This is a genomic window from Moritella sp. F3 (assembly GCF_015082335.1).
In the GTDB taxonomy this organism is placed as follows: Bacteria; Pseudomonadota; Gammaproteobacteria; order Enterobacterales; family Moritellaceae; genus Moritella.
Map to the genome: position 1 here is coordinate 335,173 of NZ_BLRL01000004.1, position 22,818 is coordinate 357,990.

Genomic DNA, 22,818 nt, shown 5'->3' on the forward strand with positions numbered 1-22,818 from the left:
AATTTACAAGATTTTGATAAAAAGACAAGAATAAATACCAAAATGTATGCGTTGAATCACAAAATGTTGCAAATTTACGAAAATTAGCTGATTTAGGTCACTTTTAACTATTTATTTGTTCTATTTATTACGAGTTTTTACAAAAACTAAATAACCGAGATCACAAATTGAGATGATTATCCGCTATGTTGGCATGAATATTTCCCTGTGACGTTATTTAGTTTCATCTGAATATGGTTTATGTTCTGACTAAGTGTCTTATTTTTATCGTATTTTTAAAATTCAAAATTAAATCAGGATAATTTGTTTGAATAATACGAATCTTCGCTTTCATGGAGTATAGACAAGCATGGCGTATCAACAACGTGTAAAAACGATCAAGCAATCGAGATCATACAACATGACTAGCCTATTCTGATGTCGGGTGATCTCGCATCTTGATATTGATTCGGTATAATAGCGCTAGGTTCACTATTTAAGGTGTCAAATGACAGCACAACATATTCTGCAATTAGGCCAAATGCTTGGTCTTAGCTGCACTGAATTAAATGCCAATGGCGATGAGCAAGCGTTACCGACTACGTTAATTACACAAGCATTGGCTGATTTTGGTTTTACAGATGAATTAGGTCTAAAACTAGAAGAGGAAATTAAGCAATTTTGGTTACGTGCATTACCTCCCGTTATCATTGCGGATGAATCGGCAATGATACAATTTGATCTGCACTTACCGATTGAATTCGTGACTGAAGATTTAATTTGGGAAGTAAGAGCAAACCAAGCTGTTATTGAAACCGGTGAGTTTACGCCAATCGAATGGTCGTTAAATGGCATTTATCATTTACACGATATGGAAATGCAAAGCTATCAAATTAGCCTTGAGCAACCGCTCGCGGTGGGTACTTATCAATTATTGATTCTTGACCAGGGTAGTGAAGAGCCGTTGGGCGAAAGCTGGATCGTTAATCCGCCTGCGACCTTAACCCCGACTCTTGTTACTGCATTACCGATGGCAGTGACTGCGTTACCAACAACAGAATCAGTGCTGAGCCAGTTATTGACTTACGCGCAGCCTGGTTTAGTGGTTACCGCTATGAGCGTATCTACACCACTTGCACAATTACAGCAGCAGTTTAATAACGATAAAAAACAGACTGAATTTGCCTTGACGTTGAAGACTGTCATTGCAGGTGCTTCACTGCAGCAAAGTCATTTGGCACAATACTTAACAGCTTATGCTACTGACGGGCTAACAGCGACACGTCAAGAAACACAAACAGTTGAATGGCAAGATGCGCAGAGTGATGCTTATGCATTTTACTTATGGCTAGTTGTGACGGCGAATAATGCTTTGACTGGTAAGTCATTATTACGCGATATGGATTTTGCGATTGATGCAGCTAATGCTGGTTCATTTGCCCATTGGTTATTAGCTGACTATCAATTAGCACATTGCCAGCTAGATAATGTATTAGCGGGGGCTGTTAGTCACGCTATAAACAGCTATCAATTACGCCAAGATGGCTATGCAGCATTCCGCGCTTTAGTTGATTTCACAACGATGCAATCTGCGGGACTTGTGCTTAATCAACCGTTATCGATTATGCAACAATGGTTAACGATTGGTGATGCTGGTATTTGGCAGAATCATGAATTCAATGAATTATTGAGCATGATTTTATTGAGTTGTGAGCGTCATGCTTGCGCTTGTTATTATCAAGCGGATGCTGAGTTACCTGAAGAGTTAACGGCTTATCTAGACGCTCGCGGTGTGCAACTGTTAGCGTTGTAGTCGGTTATAACTAGATTAAATCCCAACGACTGATAGCGTATGTGCATAGCTGTCAGTCGTAAACTCTTGTTCTTCTATTTGTTCTGCCACTGTTATTGCTAATGAATCTAAACGGCGTCGTTCGCTTGGCGTTACTTTATGCTTATTAAACAGATCTAAGTTTATATTTTCCACATCAGACATTATAGCTACCTGCGACCATAGGTAAGCCAGCGCGTAATCTCTTTCATGCATGTAAGCTGTGATAATGGCGTAGAGCAGTTTGGTGCTGATGTTGCTGCTATTTTTTAATCGAGAGTTGTCTAATTGAAGGCTGTCGAACTGATTATCCTGGTTAACGAGGCTTATACCTTTAAGTAAATTAGCGATAGCTTTGGCGTTATTGTTATCGTAAATATTTGCAATAGCGAAATACAGGGCTGGATCATCGAAATTTTCCTGCTTAGATAAGGCGATAAAGCGTCGTTTGGCATTTTCGTTATTGTGAGCGACCCAGTGATAGTTGAGAATATATGGGTTATTACTACTGAGAGTCTGTTTTTCTAAAGCGATAAGTTCATCGTAAGTACTCAACATGGCTGATACCCGCAGGGTTTTTAACTCGGGGTGTGTTCTTGGCTCAATTAGCGCGGCTATTTTGATACATTCTTGAAAATTATTAAGCGCGGTTAATAATCCATATTGTGCTTGGTCATTGGTATTTTCTTTAGCTGCAAAACGTTTAGTGATTAGTTCGTTTCTTTCTGCCTGACACCATTCATCGGTATTCAAATCTGCGCAGATCGCCTTATCGTTTCCACAAATCGTAGCCACATTGTCAGGGGCATCACAGGCGATGAGTAAACTTGCTAGAATAACAGTCGGAATTAGACGACGAATAAAGCGAACACGATACATAACATTAAGACTTAAATAGAAGATGAGGAAACCCTATCATAGATTTACTCACACTGTCTAATGAGTGGGGTAGGGGTGAGTTAAAAGCTTCAATTTGGGACTGGACTTAATAATACAGCCTTTTTTCTTTATGATTTATTCACTATTCATGAAATATTGGTTTGCGGTTGAGCAAGTCAATACCTCGGTTATAAAGTGAGCAAGCGCAAAAAGTGAAAGTGTTCCTATTTCATTGTTAAATATTTGTGTTTTGAATGAAAGTCGGAAAGTAAAAAAAGACCTAATTCACATGATTAATTGGTAAATTTGCGGTTATTTTTGTATGATTAAGCTATCAAATTGATTAAATGTCAGCTGTTGGTTATACGGCTGTTGTTTAAATGTTTCTTACATGTAGTTGTGATTAAAAGGGAAAAGAGATGCCATCTGAAAGTCATTTATTGAATTGGCAAGAGAGCCAAGAACTCGCAGAGTCTATGCTACCGTTGTTAGGAAAGCTGTATCGTAATAAAGGCGTTGAGGTATTAATTTATGGCCGCCCATTACAAAATGCAACAGCAATTGATCTTCAAAAAGCACACCGCGTAGTTAAGCGCCATGAAGGACGTATTTTACGTTTCACTGAAACTTTCCCATTACTACAAGTGATCAGTGAACTACCGATTAGTAACGCTCAAATTGATATAGGCCGCTTGGCTGTTCGCTATTGGGGCGAAAACGAAGACTCTACTGGTATCGACGCATTCTTACGTGCTGAATTAGCACCTGCATTAAATAGCGATACTCTACCTGAACCTCGTGATGTTGTACTGTACGGCTTTGGTCGTATCGGTCGTCTACTTGCACGCCTGCTTGTTGATAAAACAGGTGAGAGCAACTTATTACGTTTACGTGCAATCGTTGTACGTGGCGGTCCTGGTGATATTGAGAAACGCGCATCTCTATTACGTCGTGATTCAGTACATGGCCAGTTCAATGGTACGATTGATATTGATGAAGAAAACAATGCAATCATTGCTAACGGTACTTATATCAAGATCCTTTATTCAAATGGTCCTGATCAAATTGATTACGCTGCACACGGTATTCACAATGCATTAGTTGTCGATAACACGGGTATTTGGCGTGATACTGACGGCCTAGGTCTGCATTTAAAAGCACCTGGCGCAGCAAAAGTATTATTAACAGCACCAGGTAAAGGCGATATTAAAAACATCGTTTATGGCGTTAACCACACAGATATCTTACCTGAAGATAACATCGTGTCAGCAGCAAGCTGTACAACGAATGCGATCACGCCGGTACTAAAAACAATTCAAGACGCATACGGTATTAGCAATGGTCACGTAGAGACTGTGCATTCATATACCAATGATCAAAACTTGATTGATAACTTCCACAAAGGTGATCGTCGTGGCCGTGGCGCTGCAATGAACATGGTATTAACGTCAACTGGCGCTGCATCTGCTGTAGCAAAAGCACTACCTGCACTAAAAGGTAAGCTGACTGGTAACGCTATCCGTGTACCAACGCCAAACGTATCAATGGCAATCATTAACTTAAATCTTGAAAAAGAAGTTGAAAGAGAATCTCTAAACAGCTATCTACAAGAAATGTCGTTAAGCTCGCCATTGCACAACCAAATTGATTTCAGTACATCGAAAGAATTAGTATCAACAGATATGGTTGGTAGCCGTTTCTCTGGTATCGTGGATTCATTAGCAACGATTGCTGAAGGTAATCGTGCAATCTTATACGTTTGGTATGATAATGAGTTTGGTTATAGCTGTCAGGTATTACGCGTAATGCAAAAAATGGCTGGCATCGAGATGCATGAATTTGCATAAGCTAAGCGTTTATTAAAATTATCAATTTAAGATAGTTGTAAAAAGGAAGCCAATTGGCTTCCTTTTTTGTATATGCACTTTGTATATGACAATCAATTATTAACAAAATGAATCCATCGGCAACCTTGAGTGCGATACGTTATTCGCAGAAAGAGCCTTAAGCTATGCACAGTAAGATGGCTAAGGGCTGTTGTAGTTTAAATTGCGGCGTATTTATAGTAGTGTTGCCGTATATATTATTATGCAGGGGATGCCCTGAGCATTAACCAAGGACGTAAAGATGTCAGTTGATAAGTTACTTGAAAGCATGACGCCAGAAGTATATGAAAAGCTTAGAACGGCGGTAGAGCTAGGTAAGTGGGAAAGTGGTGTTGTATTGACACAAGCACAAAAAGATAGCTCTCTGCAGGCTGTGATGCTGTATCAGTCGCGTTTTAATACTGAACCAGAGCATTTTACAATTGGTACCGATGGCGAGATCGCAATGCTTAAAAAAGCGGTACTAAAACAACAGTTCAGAGATAAAAAAGCAGCACAGGAAGAAGAGATCTTACGTGTTGATGTTGAATAGTCATTCGCTGATGTTTAATGCTTGCTGAAATAGAAATAGAAATAGAAATAGAAATAGAAATAGAAATAGAAAAATATCGGACAGATACAGTTGTATCTCAAGCCGCTAGGCAATTGAGAAGTCACTTATCGATTTATTGTGATTGATTTGTGGCTATCGAGTAGTGGTTGTCGAATAGTAGGCTGTCTGATATGGGACGTTAATAATTAACGTTTTCATTGATAATGTAGTAAATCGTAGACCTAAAAAAACCAGCCTTACGCTGGTTTTTTTAGAGGCTCGTGATTAACGGGCACGGAAGACGATACGACCTTTAGATAAATCGTAAGGTGTTAGTGCTACAGTTACTTTATCACCAGTAAGAATTCGGATGTAGTTTTTACGCATTTTACCTGAGATATGCGCAGTAACAACGTGGCCGTTTTCTAATTCAACACGAAACATTGTGTTAGGAAGTGTATCTAGAACTGTACCTTGTAGTTCAATGCTGTCTTCTTTTGCCATGAGTCCTCTTAAAATTTAATTATAGCTATATTTGACCGCAAGATGATGCCAGATTTACGGTGGTGTGTATATATTATAGGTAAGATATTTACGTTTTATTTTTAAAACGCTTTATAATTGACTCTTCGGCGGTATTAAGCCTGCCATTCTCCCGCAATCAAGCGCTGATGTGGGTTAAATTTAACCTTGTAATTCATCTTACTACATTGATCTATTTGATAGCCTAGATATAACCATCTCTTGCCTGTTTGTTTGGCTATTGCCAGTTGCTGCAAGACCGCATAGGTACCTAAGGAGTTGGCGAGGAACTTGGGATCATAGAAACAATACATGGCACTCATACTATCTGCCATGACATCGGTTACTGCGACGGCAATAAGTGTATCTTCCGAATAAAATTCAATAAATGTCGGTGTTAACCATGCGCTACTAATAAAACCGTCATACTGTGTTTGGCTAGCAGGGAACATCGCGCCGTCACAGTGCAGGGTATTAATATAACGTTCGTATAGGGGATAATAATCCGCTTGTGGCTGGTGGCTAACCCGCATTTCAAGGTGTTTGTTTTTATTCAGTAAACGTTTTTGGCTTTTACTGGGTTTAAATGTCTGACTATCAATGCGGATTGATTGGCAGGCTTGACAATGTTGACAGTGTGGCCGATATACGTCATTGCCACTGCGACGAAAACCGTTTAATAGCAATACTTCATAACCCGCTTGATTATGTAAATCATCATCTTGAACAACGAAGATCTGTTCTTGTTGATCAGCTAAGTAACTGCAAGGCATAGGCGGAGTTAAGGCGACTTTAATCATGTAGTGGTCCCTTGTGTGTTGGCCTTACTTATTAAGTGTAATACAAGCGCTTGAGGCTGCCATTGCTGCGGTTTGATTGTTGGGTTGCGTTTGTTGAGTTGATTGATGAAGGCTTCGCGACTAATTTCAGTTGCCCCTAATGATGCAAGGTGCTCATTGTGCAATTGGCAATCTATTAATTTACAGCCAATTCTGCCGAGATGTTGCTGCAGGCCGACGAAGGCGATTTTAGATGCATCAGTCACGGTATGAAACATCGATTCACCACAGAAAATACCACCAATATATATGCCATATAACCCTCCCACTAATAGCCCGTCTTGCCATACTTCAATGGAATGCGCAAAGCCCATATCATGCAACTGTAAATAGGCGTCTTGCATGGTATCGGTTATCCATGTATCACTTGCATAATCCCGTGGTTGTGCACATGATTCAATGACTTCTGCAAAAGCATGATTAATCGATAAGGTAAAGTTTTGGCGACGAAAAGACTTACGTAAACTACGTGATATATGCATATCACCTGGATTTAATACCATGCGTTGGCTTGGCGACCACCACAGTATTGGTTGATCCTCTTCAAACCAAGGAAAGATACCACGTTGATAGGCGTTAAGCAGCCGTTGTGGAGAAAGATCGCCACCCATTGCCAGTAAGCCGTCGGGATCAGTTAATGCATTGTGTACAGCTGGAAAATCGGTTAAGTCGTGATTTAGTGTCGGTAAGTAGATTGGCATATAAGGGGTCTTGAAACAGTTAGGTCTTAAAAAGGTGATACCGAGCGTATCACCTTAGCAGAATAGACGGATTAATCGCCTAATCCATCAAGAAAACGTTCAGCATCTAATGCAGCCATACAGCCTGTACCTGCTGATGTGATTGCTTGACGGTAAATGTGATCTGATACGTCACCAGCAGCAAACACACCAGGGATAGTGGTTTGCGTTGCGAAGCCTTCTGTGCCTGAATTTACTTTCAAGTAGCCATCTTTCATGGTTAATTGATCAGTGAATAAATCCGTGTTTGGCTGATGACCGATAGCAATAAAGGCGCCCATTACATCAAGATCGTTGGTTTCGTCAGTACGTGTATCACGCATGCGAACACCGGTTACACCCATCTCATCACCTAATACTTCATCAAGTGTTTTGTTTAGGTGTAGTGTGATATTACCGTTAGCTACTTTTTCTTGTAAGCGCTTCGTTAAGATTTTTTCACTACGGAATTCTTCACGGCGGTGAATTAAGTGCACTTCAGACGCGATATTTGATAGGTAAAGCGCTTCTTCAACCGCAGTATTACCACCACCAACAACCGCCACTTTCTGGTTACGATAGAAGAAACCATCACAGGTCGCACAAGCTGATACGCCACGGCCTTTAAATGCTTCTTCTGAAGGTAAGCCAAGGTATTTTGCTGATGCGCCAGTACAAATGATTAATGCATCGCACGTGTACTCAACATCATTGCCTTTTAACTTAAATGGACGCACTGATAAATCAACGTCGTTGATATGATCAAAAATGATCTCAGCTTCAAAACGTTCAGCGTGTGCTTTCATACGTTCCATCAGAGCTGGCCCAGTTAGACCTTCAGCATCACCGGGCCAGTTTTCAACTTCAGTTGTTGTTGTCAGCTGACCACCTTGCTGCATGCCGGTGATTACTACTGGGTTTAGATTTGCACGAGCAGCATAAACCGCTGCGGTGTATCCTGCTGGACCTGAGCCTAATATAAGTAGACGGCAGTGTTTTGTATTACTCATTACGATTCCTTAATACCAATAATTGTGGTCAATTGTAAAAACTTTGTGGCGCGGGGTAAATAGGTGAGTAAAAATATATTTTTAAAATGCATAATAATGCAAAAATAATGAAAACCGCGATTCAGCTATATATTTTGCATATAGGCCCTTTCAATGGAATTAATGTTCTGTTAGTGTCTACTTAAACCAACGAAACGTCTATTTCGATGGTTGTAAGATAAAACATCGATGTTAGCCTATTGTTATGCAGGCTGGGTTGTTGTAAATATTATGTATCCCGAATGACGGGGAAACATAACATAAGCCTCGTAAATTGAATTATTGTAGGCTATTATAATTTTGATTAGGATTTAGCTAGCACTTTAAGTGGGTCCTAATTATGGCGTATTCAAATGAATGGATTATTTGAAAAACTAAGTTTTACTGGGACGTAAAAGGGCGGAAAAAATAATGATGGAAGTAAAAACTCGACCAATGAAGGAACTAGATCGAATCGACCGTAATATTCTTAATGAATTACAAAAAGACGGCCGAATTTCCAATGTAGAGTTGTCTAAACGTGTAGGCTTAAGCCCTACGCCATGTTTAGAGCGCGTACGACGCTTAGAACGCCAAGGATATATTACAGGCTATACCGCAATTCTAAATCCACAGTTTCTGGATGCTTCATTGCTTGTTTTTGTTGAAATCACACTTAACCGTGGTGCTGCCGATGTATTTGAGCAATTCAACAAAGCTGTTCAAGAACTTGAAGAAATTCAAGAATGTCATTTAGTATCTGGCGACTTCGATTATTTATTAAAAACACGTGTATCTGATATGTCAGCTTACCGTCGTTTACTAGGTGAAACGTTATTACGTTTACCAGGTGTGAATGACACTCGTACTTATGTTGTGATGGAAGAAGTAAAACAAAGTAACCGTTTAGTTATTAAAACGCGTTAATTTAGCTCTACACACATAATCTTTTCGCGTAATCCTCGATTAACGCAAATAAAGTGATAAATAATCAAACAAGCGGCATATTGCCGCTTGTTTTGTTTCCTGCATTTATTTAAAGTTGATAGCTCATAGATAACGTACCATCGTCGCCTTCAAGAGTCATAAATCAAGATGAACAAATTTAATTTAACCATTCCATCTAAATACCTTGCACCATTGTCAGGTATTCAGCGCGTTTTCGAAGTCGGATTCATTCTTTCTACCTTTATCGCTTGTTACGCTATGGTCGCATTAGTGAGCTTTGATCCCGCCGATCCATCATGGTCACAGACCAGTTGGCAAGGCCCGGTTAAGAATGCTGCGGGCTCGTTAGGTGCGTGGATGGGGGATGTTTTGTTCTTCACCTTTGGCCTTTATGCTTATGCAATACCGCTCGCATTTGTATCATTAGCTTGGTTTATATTTTGGCGTCCAAGACAACTCGATGAAATTGACTTTTTCACCGTAGGTTTACGTATGATCGGCGCATTATTACTGTTAATCGGTGTATGTGGCTTAGCGTCTGTTAACTTTGATGACCTTTACCATTTTTCATCGGGTGGTTTAGTCGGTGATGTTGTGGAACAGGCGATCAGTGAATTATTTGGCATACTCGGTTCAACGCTTATTTTACTGAGTTTTGTTGCCATTGGTTTTACCCTGTTAACGGGAATATCTTGGTTATCAATCGTTGATATGCTTGGCGCCGGAGTGATTAATAGTTGCCAGTACTGTGTAGATAAAGCCACAGAATTTAAAAATAGACGAACGAGTGAAATGGAAGGTGATACGCAGCATGATGATGCTCAGGCTGAGCCCACTGGTCCCGCACCAGCCAATATGCAGCAAATGCATAACCATTTAACAAGTGAATTCGACAGTCAAGAACAAGTAAATGTAGATGGTGCTGTAGCTGGCGTTAATGCGCATGATGACGTTATGAATATGTCATTTACAGCTGTAGACTCTGTGCCATCAAGATCTGAACCGTCAATATCTACCTTCGATATGGCAGACAGTAGCAATCTGCATGACGATTACCTTGCCGATTATGACGCTCAACAAATTAACAGCCGAATCGAAAAGCCAATCGGAAATGAAGATGTAATCGACGCAGGACCTATGCAAGAAACTGCGTCCGTTTTTACACAAGAGCTTACACAAGTAGCAGAACCTACAGCAGCAGTACTCGCACCTGAATTTAAGATTAATAATAACGGTACGGGCAGCGGTTTTGAAATTGTTGGTGACCAAGTTGTATCAACAGATCCGCTGCAATTTAAAGAAAAACCAGTGACCTTGTTACCTGGATTAGAGTTATTAGATAAACCAAATAAAAAAGCCAATCCGATCTCGCAAGCTGAACTCGATCATGTTGCTCATTTAGTGGAAGAGAAGCTGCTTGAATTTAATATTAAAGCGAAAGTGGTTGATGTCCATCCAGGTCCGGTGATTACGCGTTTTGAATTAGATTTAGCGCCGGGTATCAAAGTCAGTAAAATCACGGCATTATCGAAAGATCTAGCCCGTTCATTATCAGCAATGAGTGTGCGTGTTGTTGAAGTGATTCCTGGTAAATCGGTGATTGGTTTGGAATTACCAAATAAATACAGAGAAACAGTGTTCCTTTCTGATGTGATGTCGAGTCCTTCATTTACTGAGGCGAAGTCAAAAACGTCAATGGTGCTAGGCCATGATATTGCTGGTGACTCAATGGTTGTTGATTTAGCTAAAATGCCGCATCTACTGGTTGCGGGTACCACGGGGTCGGGTAAATCTGTTGGTGTGAACGTGATGATCATGAGTTTGCTATATAAAGCATCGCCAGAAGAAGTGCGTATGATCATGATCGATCCAAAAATGTTGGAACTTTCGGTGTACGAAGGTATCCCACACCTATTAACTGAAGTTGTTACTGACATGAAAGATGCCGCAAATGCATTGCGTTGGTGTGTTGGTGAAATGGAACGTCGTTATAAATTACTGTCAGCGGTCGGTGTACGTAACCTCGCGGGTTTTAATACTAAAGTGCAGCAAGCGATTGATGCTGGTCAGCCTATCCTAGACCCACTGTGGAAACCGGGTGATAGCATGGATGCGACAGCTCCTGAGCTAACTAAATTGCCGGCAATCGTAGTAATTGTCGATGAGTTTGCTGACATGATGATGATTGTGGGTAAAAAGGTTGAAGAATTGATTGCACGTATTGCCCAGAAAGCTCGTGCGGCTGGTATTCACTTGATTTTAGCTACTCAGCGTCCTTCAGTGGATGTGATCACGGGTCTGATTAAAGCTAATATACCAACGCGTATCGCGTTCCAAGTATCGAGTAAAATTGACTCGCGTACTATTCTTGATCAAGGCGGTGCTGAAACACTGTTGGGTATGGGTGATATGTTGTATCAACCCGCGGGCACCAGTGTACCAATTCGTGTTCACGGTGCATTTGTCGATGATCACGAAGTACACCGTGTGGTTGCTGATTGGAAGTTACGTGGTAAACCAGATTATATTGAAGAAATTTTGCATGGTGAAGCGACTGCAGATAGCTTATTGCCAGGTGAAGTCGCTGAAGGTTCATCGGATGTAGATGAGCTATTTGATCAAGCCGTATACCATGTAACAGAAACGCGTCGAGGTTCTGTATCGGGCGTACAACGTAAGTTTAAAATTGGTTATAACCGCGCTGCACGTATCGTCGAAGAGATGGAAGTGCAGGGTATTGTGAGTTCTCCAGGACATAACGGTAACCGAGAAGTATTGGCGCCACCGCCACCAAAGGATTAATTTATGAGAAACAACATGTCACTGAAAAAAATCGTCGTAACGGCAGTATTAATGACAGCCTCTATGTTTACGTATGCGCAAAGCGTAAAAGAAGAATTACAGAGTCAACTTGATCAGTTAAAACCATTTAGTGCTAATTTTAGCCAAACAGTTGTATCAGCTGAAGGTGATAATTTATCAACAGCGCAGGGGTTAATGCAATTACAGCGACCGAACCAATTTCGTTGGGAAACGGTAACACCAGATGAAAACTTAATTGTATCGAATGGTGAAAGTCTGTGGTTTTACAATCCGTTTGTCGAGCAAGTTAGTATTTACTCACTTAAAGATGCAATTGCCAATACGCCTTTCATGCTAATTGCAGGCGCTGAAAAAACATTGTGGGAAAGTTACCGTGTGACTAAAAAAGCGGGGGTATATACCGTCGTGACACCTAACGATCCTGCTGCTGCTATATTCACGCTACAGTTTAAAGGCGGTGAAATTGCGCAATTCTCAGTACAAGAGCAACAAGGCCAGCATAGCCAGTTTGCGCTAACAAATCATAAAACAATGAACAAGATGGATCCTGCGTTGTTTGATTTCACTATCCCGGAAGATACAGATATAGATGACCAACGCTAATGAATAATACGATGTCACTTGATTTTAGTCCTGATTTCCAACCGCTAGCCGCCAGAATGCGGCCAGAAAAGATGTCGCAATATATTGGTCAAACACATATTCTCGGAGAAGGTAAACCCTTACATCGCGCATTATTAGCTGGCCATGCACACTCAATGATTTTATGGGGGCCACCTGGTACAGGTAAAACCACGATAGCTGAGATGATTGCCAACTATTGCGACGCTAAAGTAGAGCGTGTACATGCTGTAACGTCGGGTATTAAAGATATTCGTCTGGCGATAGAAAAAGCCAAAGATAATGCTATTCAAGGTTATCGCACCATCTTATTTGTCGATGAAGTTCATCGCTTTAATAAGAGCCAGCAAGATGCTTTTTTACCACATATTGAAGATGGCACCATTATTTTTATCGGCGCAACAACTGAAAACCCGTCATTCGAATTAAATAACGCCTTGTTATCACGTGCACGTGTGTATGTGCTCAAAAAATTAACCGCAGATGAAATTGAGCAGGTTGTCGATCAAGCGTTAACCGATGAACGTGGACTTGCTAATGTAAAGTTTGACTTTGCACCGGGTGTAAAAGAGAAACTGTGTGACCTTGTTGATGGTGATGCGAGAAAAAGCTTAAATTACCTTGAGCTATTAAGTGACATGGTTGAAGAGGGTCCACAAGGTAAGTTAGTGACATTGGAAAGATTGATGTCTGTTGTCGGGCGTAAAGTGAATAGCTTTGATAATAAGGGCGAGTTGTATTACGACCTGATGTCAGCATTGCATAAGTCTATCCGTGGCTCATCGCCTGATGCGGCGCTATATTGGTTTGCACGTATGCTTGCTGGTGGCTGTGATCCATTACATGTGGCGCGTCGTTTATTGGCTATTGCCTCTGAAGATATTGGTAATGCCGATCCAAGAGCAATGCAAGTTGCTGTTTCGGCGTGGGATTGCTTTAGTCGAATTGGTGCCTATGAAGGTGAGCGGGCGATTGCACAAGCGATTGTATACCTCGCATCGGCAGCTAAGAGTAACTCGGTTTACACTGCATTTACCCAAGCGAAGATGATAGTCCAAGAACAGCCAGACTTTGATGTACCGATGCATTTGCGTAATGCACCGACTAAATTGATGTCCGATCTTGGCTATGGCGATGACTATCGTTATGCGCATGATGAAGTAGGGGCTTACGCACCTGGCGAATGTTATATGCCGGAAGCATTGCAAGGCACTAAGTTATACCACCCGGTTGATCGTGGTGTTGAAAAGCAAATTAAGCAAAAGCTTGATTACTTACATCAACTCGATATTAATAGCCCAAGAAAGCGTTATCAATAATTGAAACCATCAATACATAACCAGAGTATCAGTCATGAATAGTTTAGCTTTATACGGTTTTGTTGCACTTGGTGGTGCAAGTGGTGCCGTATTACGTACTTTTATCGCCCAGACGGCTACGGCTGTATTAGGCAAAGGTTTTCCGTACGGTACGTTGATTGTTAATATTTTAGGGTCGTTATTAATGGGGGTATTATTTGCCTTACTTGATGACAACTTGATTGCAGAAACACCGTGGCGACAACTTATTGGTTTAGGTTTCTTAGGTGCACTGACGACATTTTCGACATTTTCAATGGATTCATTACTGTTGTTACAAGATGGTCAGTGGTTAAAAGCAGGGCTAAATGTGTCTTTAAACGTATTCGTGTGTATTTTTGTTGCATATTTAGGTATGCGCTTAGTATTTCGCGCATAAAGAGCCGTTTTTTAACTATAAGTACGTGATGAAAGTGTAAAATCACGTTAAAATAATAAGCATAAACAATACCAACAGACATTTCTATCTAGAAGCCAGTAATGTGCTTTTAGGTTTAAATTAAACAAGCAGAGTAGGTAAAGAATGTTAGATCCTAAATTTCTTCGCGCAGACATAGAAGAAGCTAAACAGCGTTTAGCAAGCCGTGGTTTTGAACTAGACGTTGAGACGATTACATCGTTAGAAGAGCAGCGTAAAGCATTACAGATCCGTACAGAGCAATTACAGAATGATCGTAACGTACGTTCTAAATCCATTGGTAAAGCTAAAGCAAGTGGTGAAGATATTCAGCCACTATTAGCTGAAGTTGGTAAATTAGGCGAAGAACTTGACGCTGCAAAATTAGAGCTTGCTGAGTTATTAGCTCAAATCGAAGCAATTGCATTATCGTTACCAAACCTACCGCATCCATCAGCACCAATCGGTAAAGATGAAGATGACAACGTAGAGTTGAAACGTTGGGGTCAACCAAAAGAATTCGATTTTGAAATTAAAGATCACGTTGACGTTGGTGAAGCGCTTGGCGGTCTAGATTTTAAAAACGCAGTTAAAATTACCGGTTCACGTTTCATTGTTATGCGTGGCCAAATTGCTCGCATGCACCGTGCTATCGCGCAATTCATGTTGGATACGCACACTGACGTGCATGGTTATACAGAATTGTATGTACCTTACCTTGTTAACGCAGATTCGTTATATGGTACTGGTCAATTACCTAAGTTTGGTGAAGATCTGTTCCACACGAAACCAGCAACAGAAGAAGGCCAAGGTCTAAGCCTGATCCCAACAGCTGAAGTGCCAGTAACAAATACTGCTCGTGATACGATCACAGATGAAGCTGACCTACCTGTACGCTTAACGGCGCACACACCTTGCTTCCGTAGTGAAGCGGGTTCATATGGCCGTGATACACGTGGTCTTATTCGTCAGCACCAGTTTGATAAAGTAGAGATGGTGCAATTAGCACACCCTGAAAAATCATACGAAGCACTTGAAGAGATGCGTCAGCATGCTGAAAACATCTTAATCAAACTTAACTTACCATACCGTGTAGTGACACTGTGTACTGGTGACATGGGCTTTGGCGCTGCAAAAACATATGACTTAGAAGTATGGGTTCCAGCACAGAAAACATATCGTGAAATTTCTTCAGTGTCTAACTGTGAAGATTTTCAAGCACGTCGTCTGCAAGCGCGTACGCGTCTTAAAGACAACAAGAAACCAGTTCTATTGCATACACTAAATGGTTCTGGTTTAGCGGTAGGTCGTACACTAGTAGCAATCTTAGAGAACTACCAGTTAGAAGACGGTCGTGTTGAAGTTCCTGCAGTACTGCAAGGTTACATGGGCGGTCTAACGCACATTGGCTAATATTATAATAGCCTAATTAAATTAATGGCGTGTTATCTGACTACTCGCCATTAATGATCCGCTAAATAAAAAGCCTCACTTAGTTATAACTAAGTGAGGCTTTTTTGTTTCTGCTGTTATGGATATCGCCGTCACGTTCAATTAGTTGACGCAATATTGATAGATCAGAGGCCTACAGGCATTTAGCTGGCTTGGGTAAGCCTGCAATTTTAGTTGCTTGCTTCGCTGGGCCTTTAGGGAACAGTTTATAAAGGTAGATACTATTGCCTTTATCTGCGCCGAGTTTTTTCGCCATTGCTTTTACTAATGCACGGATAGCAGGGGAGGTGTTGTATTCAAGGTAGAAGTTACGTACAAACAATACCACTTCCCAGTGCGCTGGACTTAGCGCGATACTTTCTTGTTCAGCAATTATAGGCGCTAGAGCTTCGCTCCAATCAGCTGGGTTAAGTAAGTAACCTTGTTTGTCAGTTGCAATTTCTTGTTCATTGATAATTAACATGGGCATAAACTAATCGTAGAGGGAAAACAAAAAAGCCTCGTCAAACGAGGCTTTTCACTATTTATAAATACAGTTTAACTGTAATTAGTCGTCGCTACTCATAATACCTAAGATTTGCAGTAAGCTAACAAAGATATTATACAGTGATACAAATATTGTTACTGTAGCTGAGATATAGCTTGTTTCACCACCGTGAATGATCGAGCTTGTTTGCATCAAGATAGCACCTGATGAGAACAAGATGAACATTGCACTGATTGCTAAACTAAGCGCTGGGATTTGTAAGAAAATGTTACCAATCATCGCGACGATAAGAACGACAAAGCCAGCCATCATCATGCCACTTAGGAAAGACATATCTTTCTTCGTTGTTAGCACGTATGCAGACAAGCCAAAGAAAGTGAAGGCAGTACCTGCAAAGGCTAATACAACTATGTCACCCATACCTGCACCTATGTACATGTTAATTAATGGGCCAACGGTATAACCTAAGAAACCAGTGAACATAAATACAAATAAAATGCCCATTGAGTTGTTACGGTTCTTTTCTGTTAAATACATTAAACCGTAAACACCAACAAGGGTAATGATAAAGCCAGGCGCAGGTAGGTTTAATGTGACTACTGCAGCAGCAATTATCGCTGAAAATGCGAGTGTCATCGCTAATAACATATAGGTATTTCGAAGTACCTTGTTCGTCGCGAGTACGCTTGCCTGCGACTGAGTCTGAATCGTACGTTGTTGCATTGTGTCTTTTCCTTAATAATTAACACTGCTAGTTAGAGTATCAGTATACCCTAAAGTTCCGACATAATATGACGATGTAGTTAATTTATAGCCAAATAAGTTAAAAACAAGCCTTCTTACTTAAAAATGTGATTAATTTTGTAAAAGGCTTTATCTTTTTTTTAAACTCTGTATTATACGCTCCATTGCTGCGGAGGGGTGGCAGAGTGGCCGAATGCACTGGTCTTGAAAACCAGCAGGGGTTAATAGCTCCTCGAGAGTTCAAATCTCTCCTCCTCCGCCATCTATATAGAGAAAGGCGCTATCTGAAAAGATAGCGCCTTTTTTGCATTCTAGCCTTTATATAACTCTAATTACTTCTCAGACAGTGAGCATTGTCCACGTTCTGTATTCGCTTCGACCTCTTGCTTAACGATACGACTCAATTCATCTGCGCCGCCAACATAATGTCCATCTATCCATATTTGCGGTACGGTCACCGGTTGTTTGGGATCGATTAATGGCTTCACTCTTGAGATCATTTCATAAAGCGCGCGAGGGCTAGTGATCACGTCATGATAACGGTAGTCAAGATTTGCGTCTTGTAAGTATGTTTTCGCACGCAGGCAATGGGGGCAATTTTGCTTTCCAAATATATGTTGACCACTAATTGGCACTTGTTGAGAGTGTGCTTCGATGACGGCCTGGGTTAATACACCTCGGTTTAATGCCCGGCCTTGGCTGATCACTTTATCTGCAACCATGACGATAGGGGCGTGCCAGCCACCTTTCAGTAATGGCTGCCACCATTCATTTAACCAGTCCTTGATTTCCAGCTCGACCGCAATGCCGTCTAATTCATTTTGAAGGGTATCTAAGACAATATCTTTAGTGAGGGCGCATTCACCACAAGGGATATTGATATGAAAGGGTCCCCAATCGCCAGCCCAGCGGTAGATTGTCACTTTGACTGCTTGTTTATCCATGTCTCACCTTAATGATTAATACCTGTGTTATATTTCCAAATAGGCTTTGTTACTGTCTATCATTGTGCTGCATCGTTGTATTACAGTGCGAAACGAGTGATAAGTAAACGGTTTCTGTGTTTTTCGTTAATTTTTAGCATGTTGATATTTACAAGTCATCATTACATCTCTACTATACGCTCCATTGCTGCGGAGGGGTGGCAGAGTGGCCGAATGCACTGGTCTTGAAAACCAGCAGGGGTTAATAGCTCCTCGAGAGTTCAAATCTCTCCTCCTCCGCCATCTATATAGAGAAAGGCGCTATCTGAAAAGGTAGCGCCTTTTTTGCATCTAGCATTTACCAAACTACCAAACTACCAAACTACCAGTCTTCCACTATCTAATTTCAACGGCCTATAAGCGCTTGGTATTAGTTGCGTATTTAAGTCTGATCACGGATCTTTCACGTTGTATTACTTTTAGTGTAGTAGATAGCAGTGGCGATGTTATTGATAGGCCTCTCGAATGAGGTGTTTTTAAGCTGCTATTTTGTTGTGTCGCTAGGAAGTTGATCAAGTTGGTTTTATTTTGTGCGATGTTTTTTGATTTTTGATATTCACTTTACAACTGGTCTGCATCTCTCTATTATACGCTCATTGCTGCGGAGGGGTGGCAGAGTGGCCGAATGCACTGGTCTTGAAAACCAGCAGGGGTTAATAGCTCCTCGAGAGTTCAAATCTCTCCTCCTCCGCCATCTATATAGAAAAAGGCGCTATCTGAAAAGGTAGCGCCTTTTTTGCATCCAGCGTTCAGTCAATGCTAAATCTTGTCTTATTCCGTTTCTTCAAGCAATGCCGCACGTTGTGCATTCCATAACTTCCGCTGTGCATAATAGTGATCCCAAACACATGGGCAACAAGCGCCGCCGCCACAACAATCATCATCTGCAGGTGGGTAGGGTTTATCTATAACTTTTGGTTGTGGTTTTTCCATGGATTTGTCCTTTCGTTAACTATAGGCAAATGTAACATATTTTTAACGGCAAATATAAAGCAATGATGTCTAATTAATAAGCTGTTGTATTACCTGTAATAAATTATATATATTGTTTTATAAAATTATTCTGTAGAGCCTAAAATATCGCAGTTATTAGTAACTATTTTTAATTTTGCCAACTACACCGCATTTTAGCTTGAAAGTCATAAAGTTATTAAATTATTGATATATAATGCCATATTATTATTTAGTATAAATATATTAGCGCTTATGGTTAGCTAAATAGCAAAAATAACAACCTATTTTTGACCATCTAATGTATTATGCTCTTTAGAAATTGTATGTGTATGCGGAGATATTCTTTTGATTAATGTATTCCTTGTCGATGATCACGAATTAGTCCGTACCGGAATTCGCCGAATTCTTGAAGATGTACGTGGAATTAAAGTCGTGGGTGAAGTTTCATGCGGAGAGGATGCCGTTCAGTTTTGTCGAGACAATCAACCAGATGTGATCTTGATGGACATGAACATGCCAGGTATTGGCGGATTAGAAGCGACACGTAAGATTTTACGAAATAACCCTGATATTAAAATTATCGTATTAACGATACACACGGAAGAACCTTTCCCAAGCAAAGTAATGCAAGCGGGTGGTGCAGGTTATCTAACTAAAAGTGCAGCACCTGAAGAGGTATTAGGCGCAATTCGTAAAGTGCACAGTGGGCAGCGTTATATAGCTCCTGAAATTGCACAGCAAATGGCATTGAGCCAATTTTCTTCTGCGGATGAAAACCCTTTTCAAAGTTTGTCTGAACGTGAGTTACAAATCATGATGATGATAACTAAGGGGCAAAAAGTAGTTGATATCGCTGAGCAACTACACCTTAACTCTAAGACTGTTAATGCTTATCGCTATCGCTTATTCAGTAAGCTTAATATTAATGGTGACGTGGAATTGACCCACTTGGCGATCAGACACGGTATCTTAGATGCTGACACACTATAATTAAGTATTCCTTTACTTAATTTCAATTGAGAAAGATGTCTTCGGGCATCTTTTATTTTATGCCTGCAAAAGAACAATTCAATCATCAAGATTTTTTAAAAACCGTCTCGCACCAGCCGGGGGTTTACCGTATGTATGACCATAAAGAGGTGGTTATTTATGTCGGTAAAGCCAAAGACTTACATAAACGCTTAACCAGCTATTTTCGAAAAACGGTTGATCGTGAAAAAACCCGGGTCTTGGTTACACATATTGCCAATATCGATGTCACGGTAACGCATTCTGAAACGGAAGCGCTAGTTCTTGAACATACATATATTAAGCGTTACCAGCCGCGCTACAACGTGTCACTACGAGATGACAAGTCTTACCCTTATATTCTAATCACCGCGCATGAACATCCACAGCTAACTTCTATTCGCAGTAACAATAAGCGTAAAGGCCAGTACTTTGGTCCTTATCCAAGTGGCAGTGCGGTGCGAGAAAGTCTGCATTTAATGCAAAAGCTCTTTCCCGTACGTCAATGTGAAGATAGTTATTATCAAAATCGCTCTCGTCCGTGTTTACAATTCCAGCTCAAGCGTTGTTTAGGACCTTGTGTGAAAATGGATAACCCTGAAGAATATAACCAGCAGGTTGCACTTGCTGCGTTATTTTTGAAAGGTAAAAATATCGATGTCATTAATGAATTAGTGATTAAGATGGAGCAAGCTAGCCAGGTATTGGACTTTGAAGTCGCAGCCCGTTATCGAGACCAGATCCAAGCATTAAGAACCATTCAAGAGCAGCAATACGTCACGTCTGATTTAGGTGAGATGGACGTTATTGGTTTTGCCTTTAAAAATGGTATTGCTTGTGCGCATTTACTCTTTGTGCGTTCAGGTAAAGTTTTTGGTAGTCGTAGTTATTTCCCTAAAGTTCCTGCGGATACAGATATTAGTGAAGTGATCCAGGCTTTTTTATTGCAGTACTACCTGAATAAAGAAACACAGCAAGCAATACCAAAAGAAGTGTTGCTCACTGAGTTACCTGAAGACCATGACCTGATTGAATCGAGCTTAAGTCAACTTGCTGGCCGTAAAATCAAGTTGACGAGTCCTAAGCGTGGTGACCGATCTAAATTTTTAAGGTTGGCACTTACTAACTCTGAAACAGCCTTAACGACAAAGTTAGCGACTAAAAGTACCGTGCTTAATCGGTTTAAAGCGTTAGAAAAAGTATTGAATTTCGACGGTAAGATACAACGTATGGAATGTTTCGATATTAGTCATACTGGTGGCGAGCAAACTGTTGCATCTTGTGTTGTGTTCAATCGTGAAGGGGCGAATAAAAGTGATTATCGACTCTATAATATCAGTGGCATTACCGGCGGAGATGATTACGCAGCGATGGCTCAAGTATTAGAGCGGCGTTTTAAAAAGGCCATTGAAGTTGATAAAATACCGGATGTTTTATTTATTGATGGTGGTAAAGGGCAAATGACTCAGGCGGAGCAGGTACTAACTCAGTACGCTGATAATTTTGCGGTTAAGCGGCCTAAAATAATTGGTATTGCTAAAGGCGTGACCCGTAAAGCGGGCTTAGAGACATTAATTTTGTCGGGCGCATTAGATAACGTGGCTGATACTGAGTTTTATCTACCCTGTGATTCACCTGCCCTGCATCTGGTACAACATATACGTGATGAATCTCACCGCTTTGCCATTACTGGCCATCGGGCTCGTCGAAACAAAGCTAAGCGTACGAGTTCTTTGGAAGGGATTGCTGGCGTTGGACCTAAGCGTCGACAAGTATTACTGAAATTTATGGGGGGCTTACAGCAACTGCGTAGTGCAAGTCGCGAAGAAATAGCAAAAGTGCCAGGTATAAGTATTGATTTAGCAGAAAAAATTTATGATTCATTGCATCAATAAGCAAGATATAGGACTATATAGGGGTTTCAATTTCAAAAGCATGAGAATAATGAAAAACATACCAAATATTTTAACTTTGTTTCGCGTGATTTTAATTCCTTTTTTTGTTCTCGCGTTTTATTTACCAATTGAGAATTCGTTTTATATCGCGACTTGGATCTTCTTTATTGCAGGTGTAACTGATTATCTTGATGGCTATTTAGCAAGACGCTGGAATGTATCAAGTAAGCTAGGCGCATTCCTCGACCCTGTGGCAGATAAAATTATGGTTATTACGGCGCTCGTGATGGTTGCGGGTGATCACGACCGTATCGCTGCGACTGTCGGCGAGCATAGTGCATTATGGATCATGATCCCCACACTGATTATGATTGGCCGTGAACTGGCTATTTCAGGTTTACGTGAATGGATGGCAGATCTTGGTAAGCGTGCTAATGTTGCTGTTGGTAATGCTGGTAAGTGGAAAACTTCTTTACAAATGATGGCGTTAGGTGGCTTAATTTGGCAGCAAGGTCCGTGGATGGTTTACCTTGCTTATATCGTGTTTTATGCTGCGATGGTGTTAACGGTTGTTTCTATGGTGCAATACTTTGCAGCTGCATGGGGTGAGTTAACGAGCGAAGACTAGATTTCATTTTTAATAACGAGATGCTATTTTGATAAGGTCTCGTTATTGCGGTGATATTTAACCCCTTTTAGCTAAAAAACAAACTGTTTAGGTTGAAACGTAAACGTTTTAATCAATGCGATTAAAAGGGTGTTGACTCTGCCTTTTAGGTCTGTAGAATGCGTCAGCACATAGGGGCTAAAGCAGTTTAATTAAAACAGCTTAGATGATATGTAAAAAGAATTCTGTGCCCGAGTGGTGAAATCGGTAGACACAAGGGATTTAAAATCCCTCGCTTAATAGGCGTGCCGGTTCAATTCCGGCCT

Annotated in this window: 21 protein-coding genes and 3 tRNA genes; 15 read left to right on the plus strand and 9 right to left on the minus strand. The window is 40.7% G+C overall.

Features of this window, described 5'->3' with window-relative positions; all coding sequences use genetic code 11:
* The first annotated feature begins 487 nt into the window (after nucleotides 1–487).
* Entirely contained in the window at nucleotides 488–1,792 is a 1,305-nt protein-coding gene (locus JFU56_RS10030; RefSeq protein ID WP_198437147.1) for a hypothetical protein, read from the plus strand.
* A 15-nt stretch (nucleotides 1,793–1,807) separates the two neighbouring features.
* On the opposite strand, the gene JFU56_RS10035 is transcribed toward JFU56_RS10030, so the two are convergent.
* The gene (locus JFU56_RS10035; protein WP_198437148.1) at nucleotides 1,808–2,689 is read right to left on the minus strand and encodes a DUF2989 domain-containing protein; all 882 of its coding nucleotides are present in this window, start codon (nucleotides 2,687–2,689) and stop codon (nucleotides 1,808–1,810) included.
* Between the two features lie 419 nt (nucleotides 2,690–3,108).
* Here JFU56_RS10035 and JFU56_RS10040 point away from each other — a divergent pair, with 419 nt between their 5' ends.
* On the plus strand, nucleotides 3,109–4,536 hold the full coding sequence (locus JFU56_RS10040; protein ID WP_198437149.1) for a glyceraldehyde-3-phosphate dehydrogenase: 1,428 nt from the start codon (nucleotides 3,109–3,111) through the stop codon (nucleotides 4,534–4,536).
* A gap of 280 nt (nucleotides 4,537–4,816) precedes the next feature.
* Nucleotides 4,817–5,107 carry a YeaC family protein gene (locus JFU56_RS10045; protein ID WP_019440944.1) on the plus strand — a complete coding sequence of 97 codons (291 nt, stop codon included), beginning with the start codon at nucleotides 4,817–4,819 and terminating at the stop codon, nucleotides 5,105–5,107.
* Between the two features lie 285 nt (nucleotides 5,108–5,392).
* Here JFU56_RS10045 and infA read toward each other — a convergent pair whose 3' ends face one another.
* The 4 genes from infA to trxB all read right to left on the minus strand — a co-directional run bounded on the left by infA (nucleotide 5,393) and on the right by trxB (nucleotide 8,197).
* A complete protein-coding gene (infA, locus tag JFU56_RS10050) occupies nucleotides 5,393–5,611 on the minus strand; it encodes a translation initiation factor IF-1 (RefSeq protein WP_006032603.1) in 219 nt (72 codons plus the stop codon).
* Nucleotides 5,612–5,745: 134 nt separating this feature from the next.
* Entirely contained in the window at nucleotides 5,746–6,429 is a 684-nt protein-coding gene (locus tag JFU56_RS10055) for an arginyltransferase (protein WP_198437150.1), read from the minus strand.
* On the minus strand, nucleotides 6,426–7,169 hold the full coding sequence (aat, locus tag JFU56_RS10060) for a leucyl/phenylalanyl-tRNA--protein transferase (protein ID WP_198437151.1): 744 nt from the start codon (nucleotides 7,167–7,169) through the stop codon (nucleotides 6,426–6,428). Before aat ends, JFU56_RS10055 begins: the two co-directional genes overlap by 4 nt.
* A 71-nt stretch (nucleotides 7,170–7,240) precedes the next feature.
* Nucleotides 7,241–8,197, minus strand: a complete 957-nt coding sequence (gene trxB, locus JFU56_RS10065) for a thioredoxin-disulfide reductase (RefSeq protein ID WP_067040162.1) — start codon at nucleotides 8,195–8,197, stop codon at nucleotides 7,241–7,243.
* 450 nt (nucleotides 8,198–8,647) lie between these two features.
* Between trxB and lrp the strand changes: the two genes are divergently transcribed.
* The 6 genes from lrp (at nucleotide 8,648) to serS (ending at nucleotide 15,775) form a co-directional block, all read left to right on the plus strand.
* On the plus strand, nucleotides 8,648–9,142 hold the full coding sequence (gene lrp, locus JFU56_RS10070; protein WP_019440948.1) for a leucine-responsive transcriptional regulator Lrp: 495 nt from the start codon (nucleotides 8,648–8,650) through the stop codon (nucleotides 9,140–9,142).
* Between the two features lie 168 nt (nucleotides 9,143–9,310).
* On the plus strand, nucleotides 9,311–11,965 hold the full coding sequence (locus JFU56_RS10075) for a DNA translocase FtsK (RefSeq protein WP_198437152.1): 2,655 nt from the start codon (nucleotides 9,311–9,313) through the stop codon (nucleotides 11,963–11,965).
* A gap of 3 nt (nucleotides 11,966–11,968) precedes the next feature.
* A complete protein-coding gene (gene lolA, locus JFU56_RS10080; RefSeq protein ID WP_198437153.1) occupies nucleotides 11,969–12,589 on the plus strand; it encodes an outer membrane lipoprotein chaperone LolA in 621 nt (206 codons plus the stop codon).
* Nucleotides 12,589–13,926, plus strand: coding sequence for a replication-associated recombination protein A (locus JFU56_RS10085; RefSeq protein ID WP_198437154.1), 1,338 nt, complete (start codon nucleotides 12,589–12,591; stop codon nucleotides 13,924–13,926). The genes lolA and JFU56_RS10085 overlap by 1 nt, the downstream gene beginning before the upstream one ends.
* A gap of 34 nt (nucleotides 13,927–13,960) precedes the next feature.
* On the plus strand, nucleotides 13,961–14,344 hold the full coding sequence (gene crcB / locus JFU56_RS10090; protein WP_019440952.1) for a fluoride efflux transporter CrcB: 384 nt from the start codon (nucleotides 13,961–13,963) through the stop codon (nucleotides 14,342–14,344).
* 144 nt (nucleotides 14,345–14,488) lie between these two features.
* Nucleotides 14,489–15,775: a serine--tRNA ligase gene (gene serS, locus JFU56_RS10095; RefSeq protein ID WP_198437155.1), complete on the plus strand. Its 1,287-nt coding sequence runs from the start codon at nucleotides 14,489–14,491 to the stop codon at nucleotides 15,773–15,775.
* Between the two features lie 172 nt (nucleotides 15,776–15,947).
* Here serS and JFU56_RS10100 read toward each other — a convergent pair whose 3' ends face one another.
* Both JFU56_RS10100 and JFU56_RS10105 read right to left on the minus strand, forming a co-directional pair.
* Nucleotides 15,948–16,277, minus strand: coding sequence for a TusE/DsrC/DsvC family sulfur relay protein (locus JFU56_RS10100; protein ID WP_198437173.1), 330 nt, complete (start codon nucleotides 16,275–16,277; stop codon nucleotides 15,948–15,950).
* A gap of 84 nt (nucleotides 16,278–16,361) precedes the next feature.
* Nucleotides 16,362–17,024: a Bax inhibitor-1 family protein gene (locus JFU56_RS10105; protein ID WP_198437156.1), complete on the minus strand. Its 663-nt coding sequence runs from the start codon at nucleotides 17,022–17,024 to the stop codon at nucleotides 16,362–16,364.
* Nucleotides 17,025–17,216: 192 nt separating this feature from the next.
* Here JFU56_RS10105 and JFU56_RS10110 point away from each other — a divergent pair.
* A tRNA-Ser gene (locus JFU56_RS10110) sits at nucleotides 17,217–17,307 on the plus strand.
* A 70-nt stretch (nucleotides 17,308–17,377) separates the two neighbouring features.
* Here the strand turns inward: JFU56_RS10110 and JFU56_RS10115 are convergent.
* Complete coding sequence (locus JFU56_RS10115) at nucleotides 17,378–17,989, minus strand: glutaredoxin domain-containing protein (protein ID WP_198437157.1); 612 nt, start codon at nucleotides 17,987–17,989, stop codon at nucleotides 17,378–17,380.
* Between the two features lie 191 nt (nucleotides 17,990–18,180).
* Between JFU56_RS10115 and JFU56_RS10120 the strand changes: the two genes are divergently transcribed.
* Both JFU56_RS10120 and JFU56_RS10125 read left to right on the plus strand, forming a co-directional pair.
* Nucleotides 18,181–18,271 (plus strand) — tRNA-Ser (locus JFU56_RS10120).
* Nucleotides 18,272–18,631: 360 nt separating this feature from the next.
* A tRNA-Ser gene (locus JFU56_RS10125) sits at nucleotides 18,632–18,722 on the plus strand.
* A 77-nt stretch (nucleotides 18,723–18,799) separates the two neighbouring features.
* Here the strand turns inward: JFU56_RS10125 and JFU56_RS10130 are convergent.
* The gene (locus JFU56_RS10130; RefSeq protein WP_198437158.1) at nucleotides 18,800–18,961 is read right to left on the minus strand and encodes an oxidoreductase-like domain-containing protein; all 162 of its coding nucleotides are present in this window, start codon (nucleotides 18,959–18,961) and stop codon (nucleotides 18,800–18,802) included.
* 366 nt (nucleotides 18,962–19,327) lie between these two features.
* On the opposite strand from JFU56_RS10130, the gene uvrY reads away from it, so the two are divergent.
* Genes uvrY through pgsA form a run of 3 tightly spaced genes read left to right on the plus strand, consistent with a single transcriptional unit; the run spans nucleotide 19,328 to nucleotide 22,513 of the window.
* Nucleotides 19,328–19,972: a UvrY/SirA/GacA family response regulator transcription factor gene (gene uvrY, locus JFU56_RS10135; RefSeq protein WP_019628833.1), complete on the plus strand. Its 645-nt coding sequence runs from the start codon at nucleotides 19,328–19,330 to the stop codon at nucleotides 19,970–19,972.
* Between the two features lie 35 nt (nucleotides 19,973–20,007).
* Nucleotides 20,008–21,885 (plus strand): excinuclease ABC subunit UvrC, encoded by a 1,878-nt coding sequence (gene uvrC, locus JFU56_RS10140; protein WP_198437159.1) that lies wholly within the window; start codon nucleotides 20,008–20,010, stop codon nucleotides 21,883–21,885.
* Between the two features lie 49 nt (nucleotides 21,886–21,934).
* The gene (pgsA, locus tag JFU56_RS10145) at nucleotides 21,935–22,513 is read left to right on the plus strand and encodes a CDP-diacylglycerol--glycerol-3-phosphate 3-phosphatidyltransferase (protein ID WP_198437160.1); all 579 of its coding nucleotides are present in this window, start codon (nucleotides 21,935–21,937) and stop codon (nucleotides 22,511–22,513) included.
* Nucleotides 22,514–22,818 lie beyond the last annotated feature (305 nt).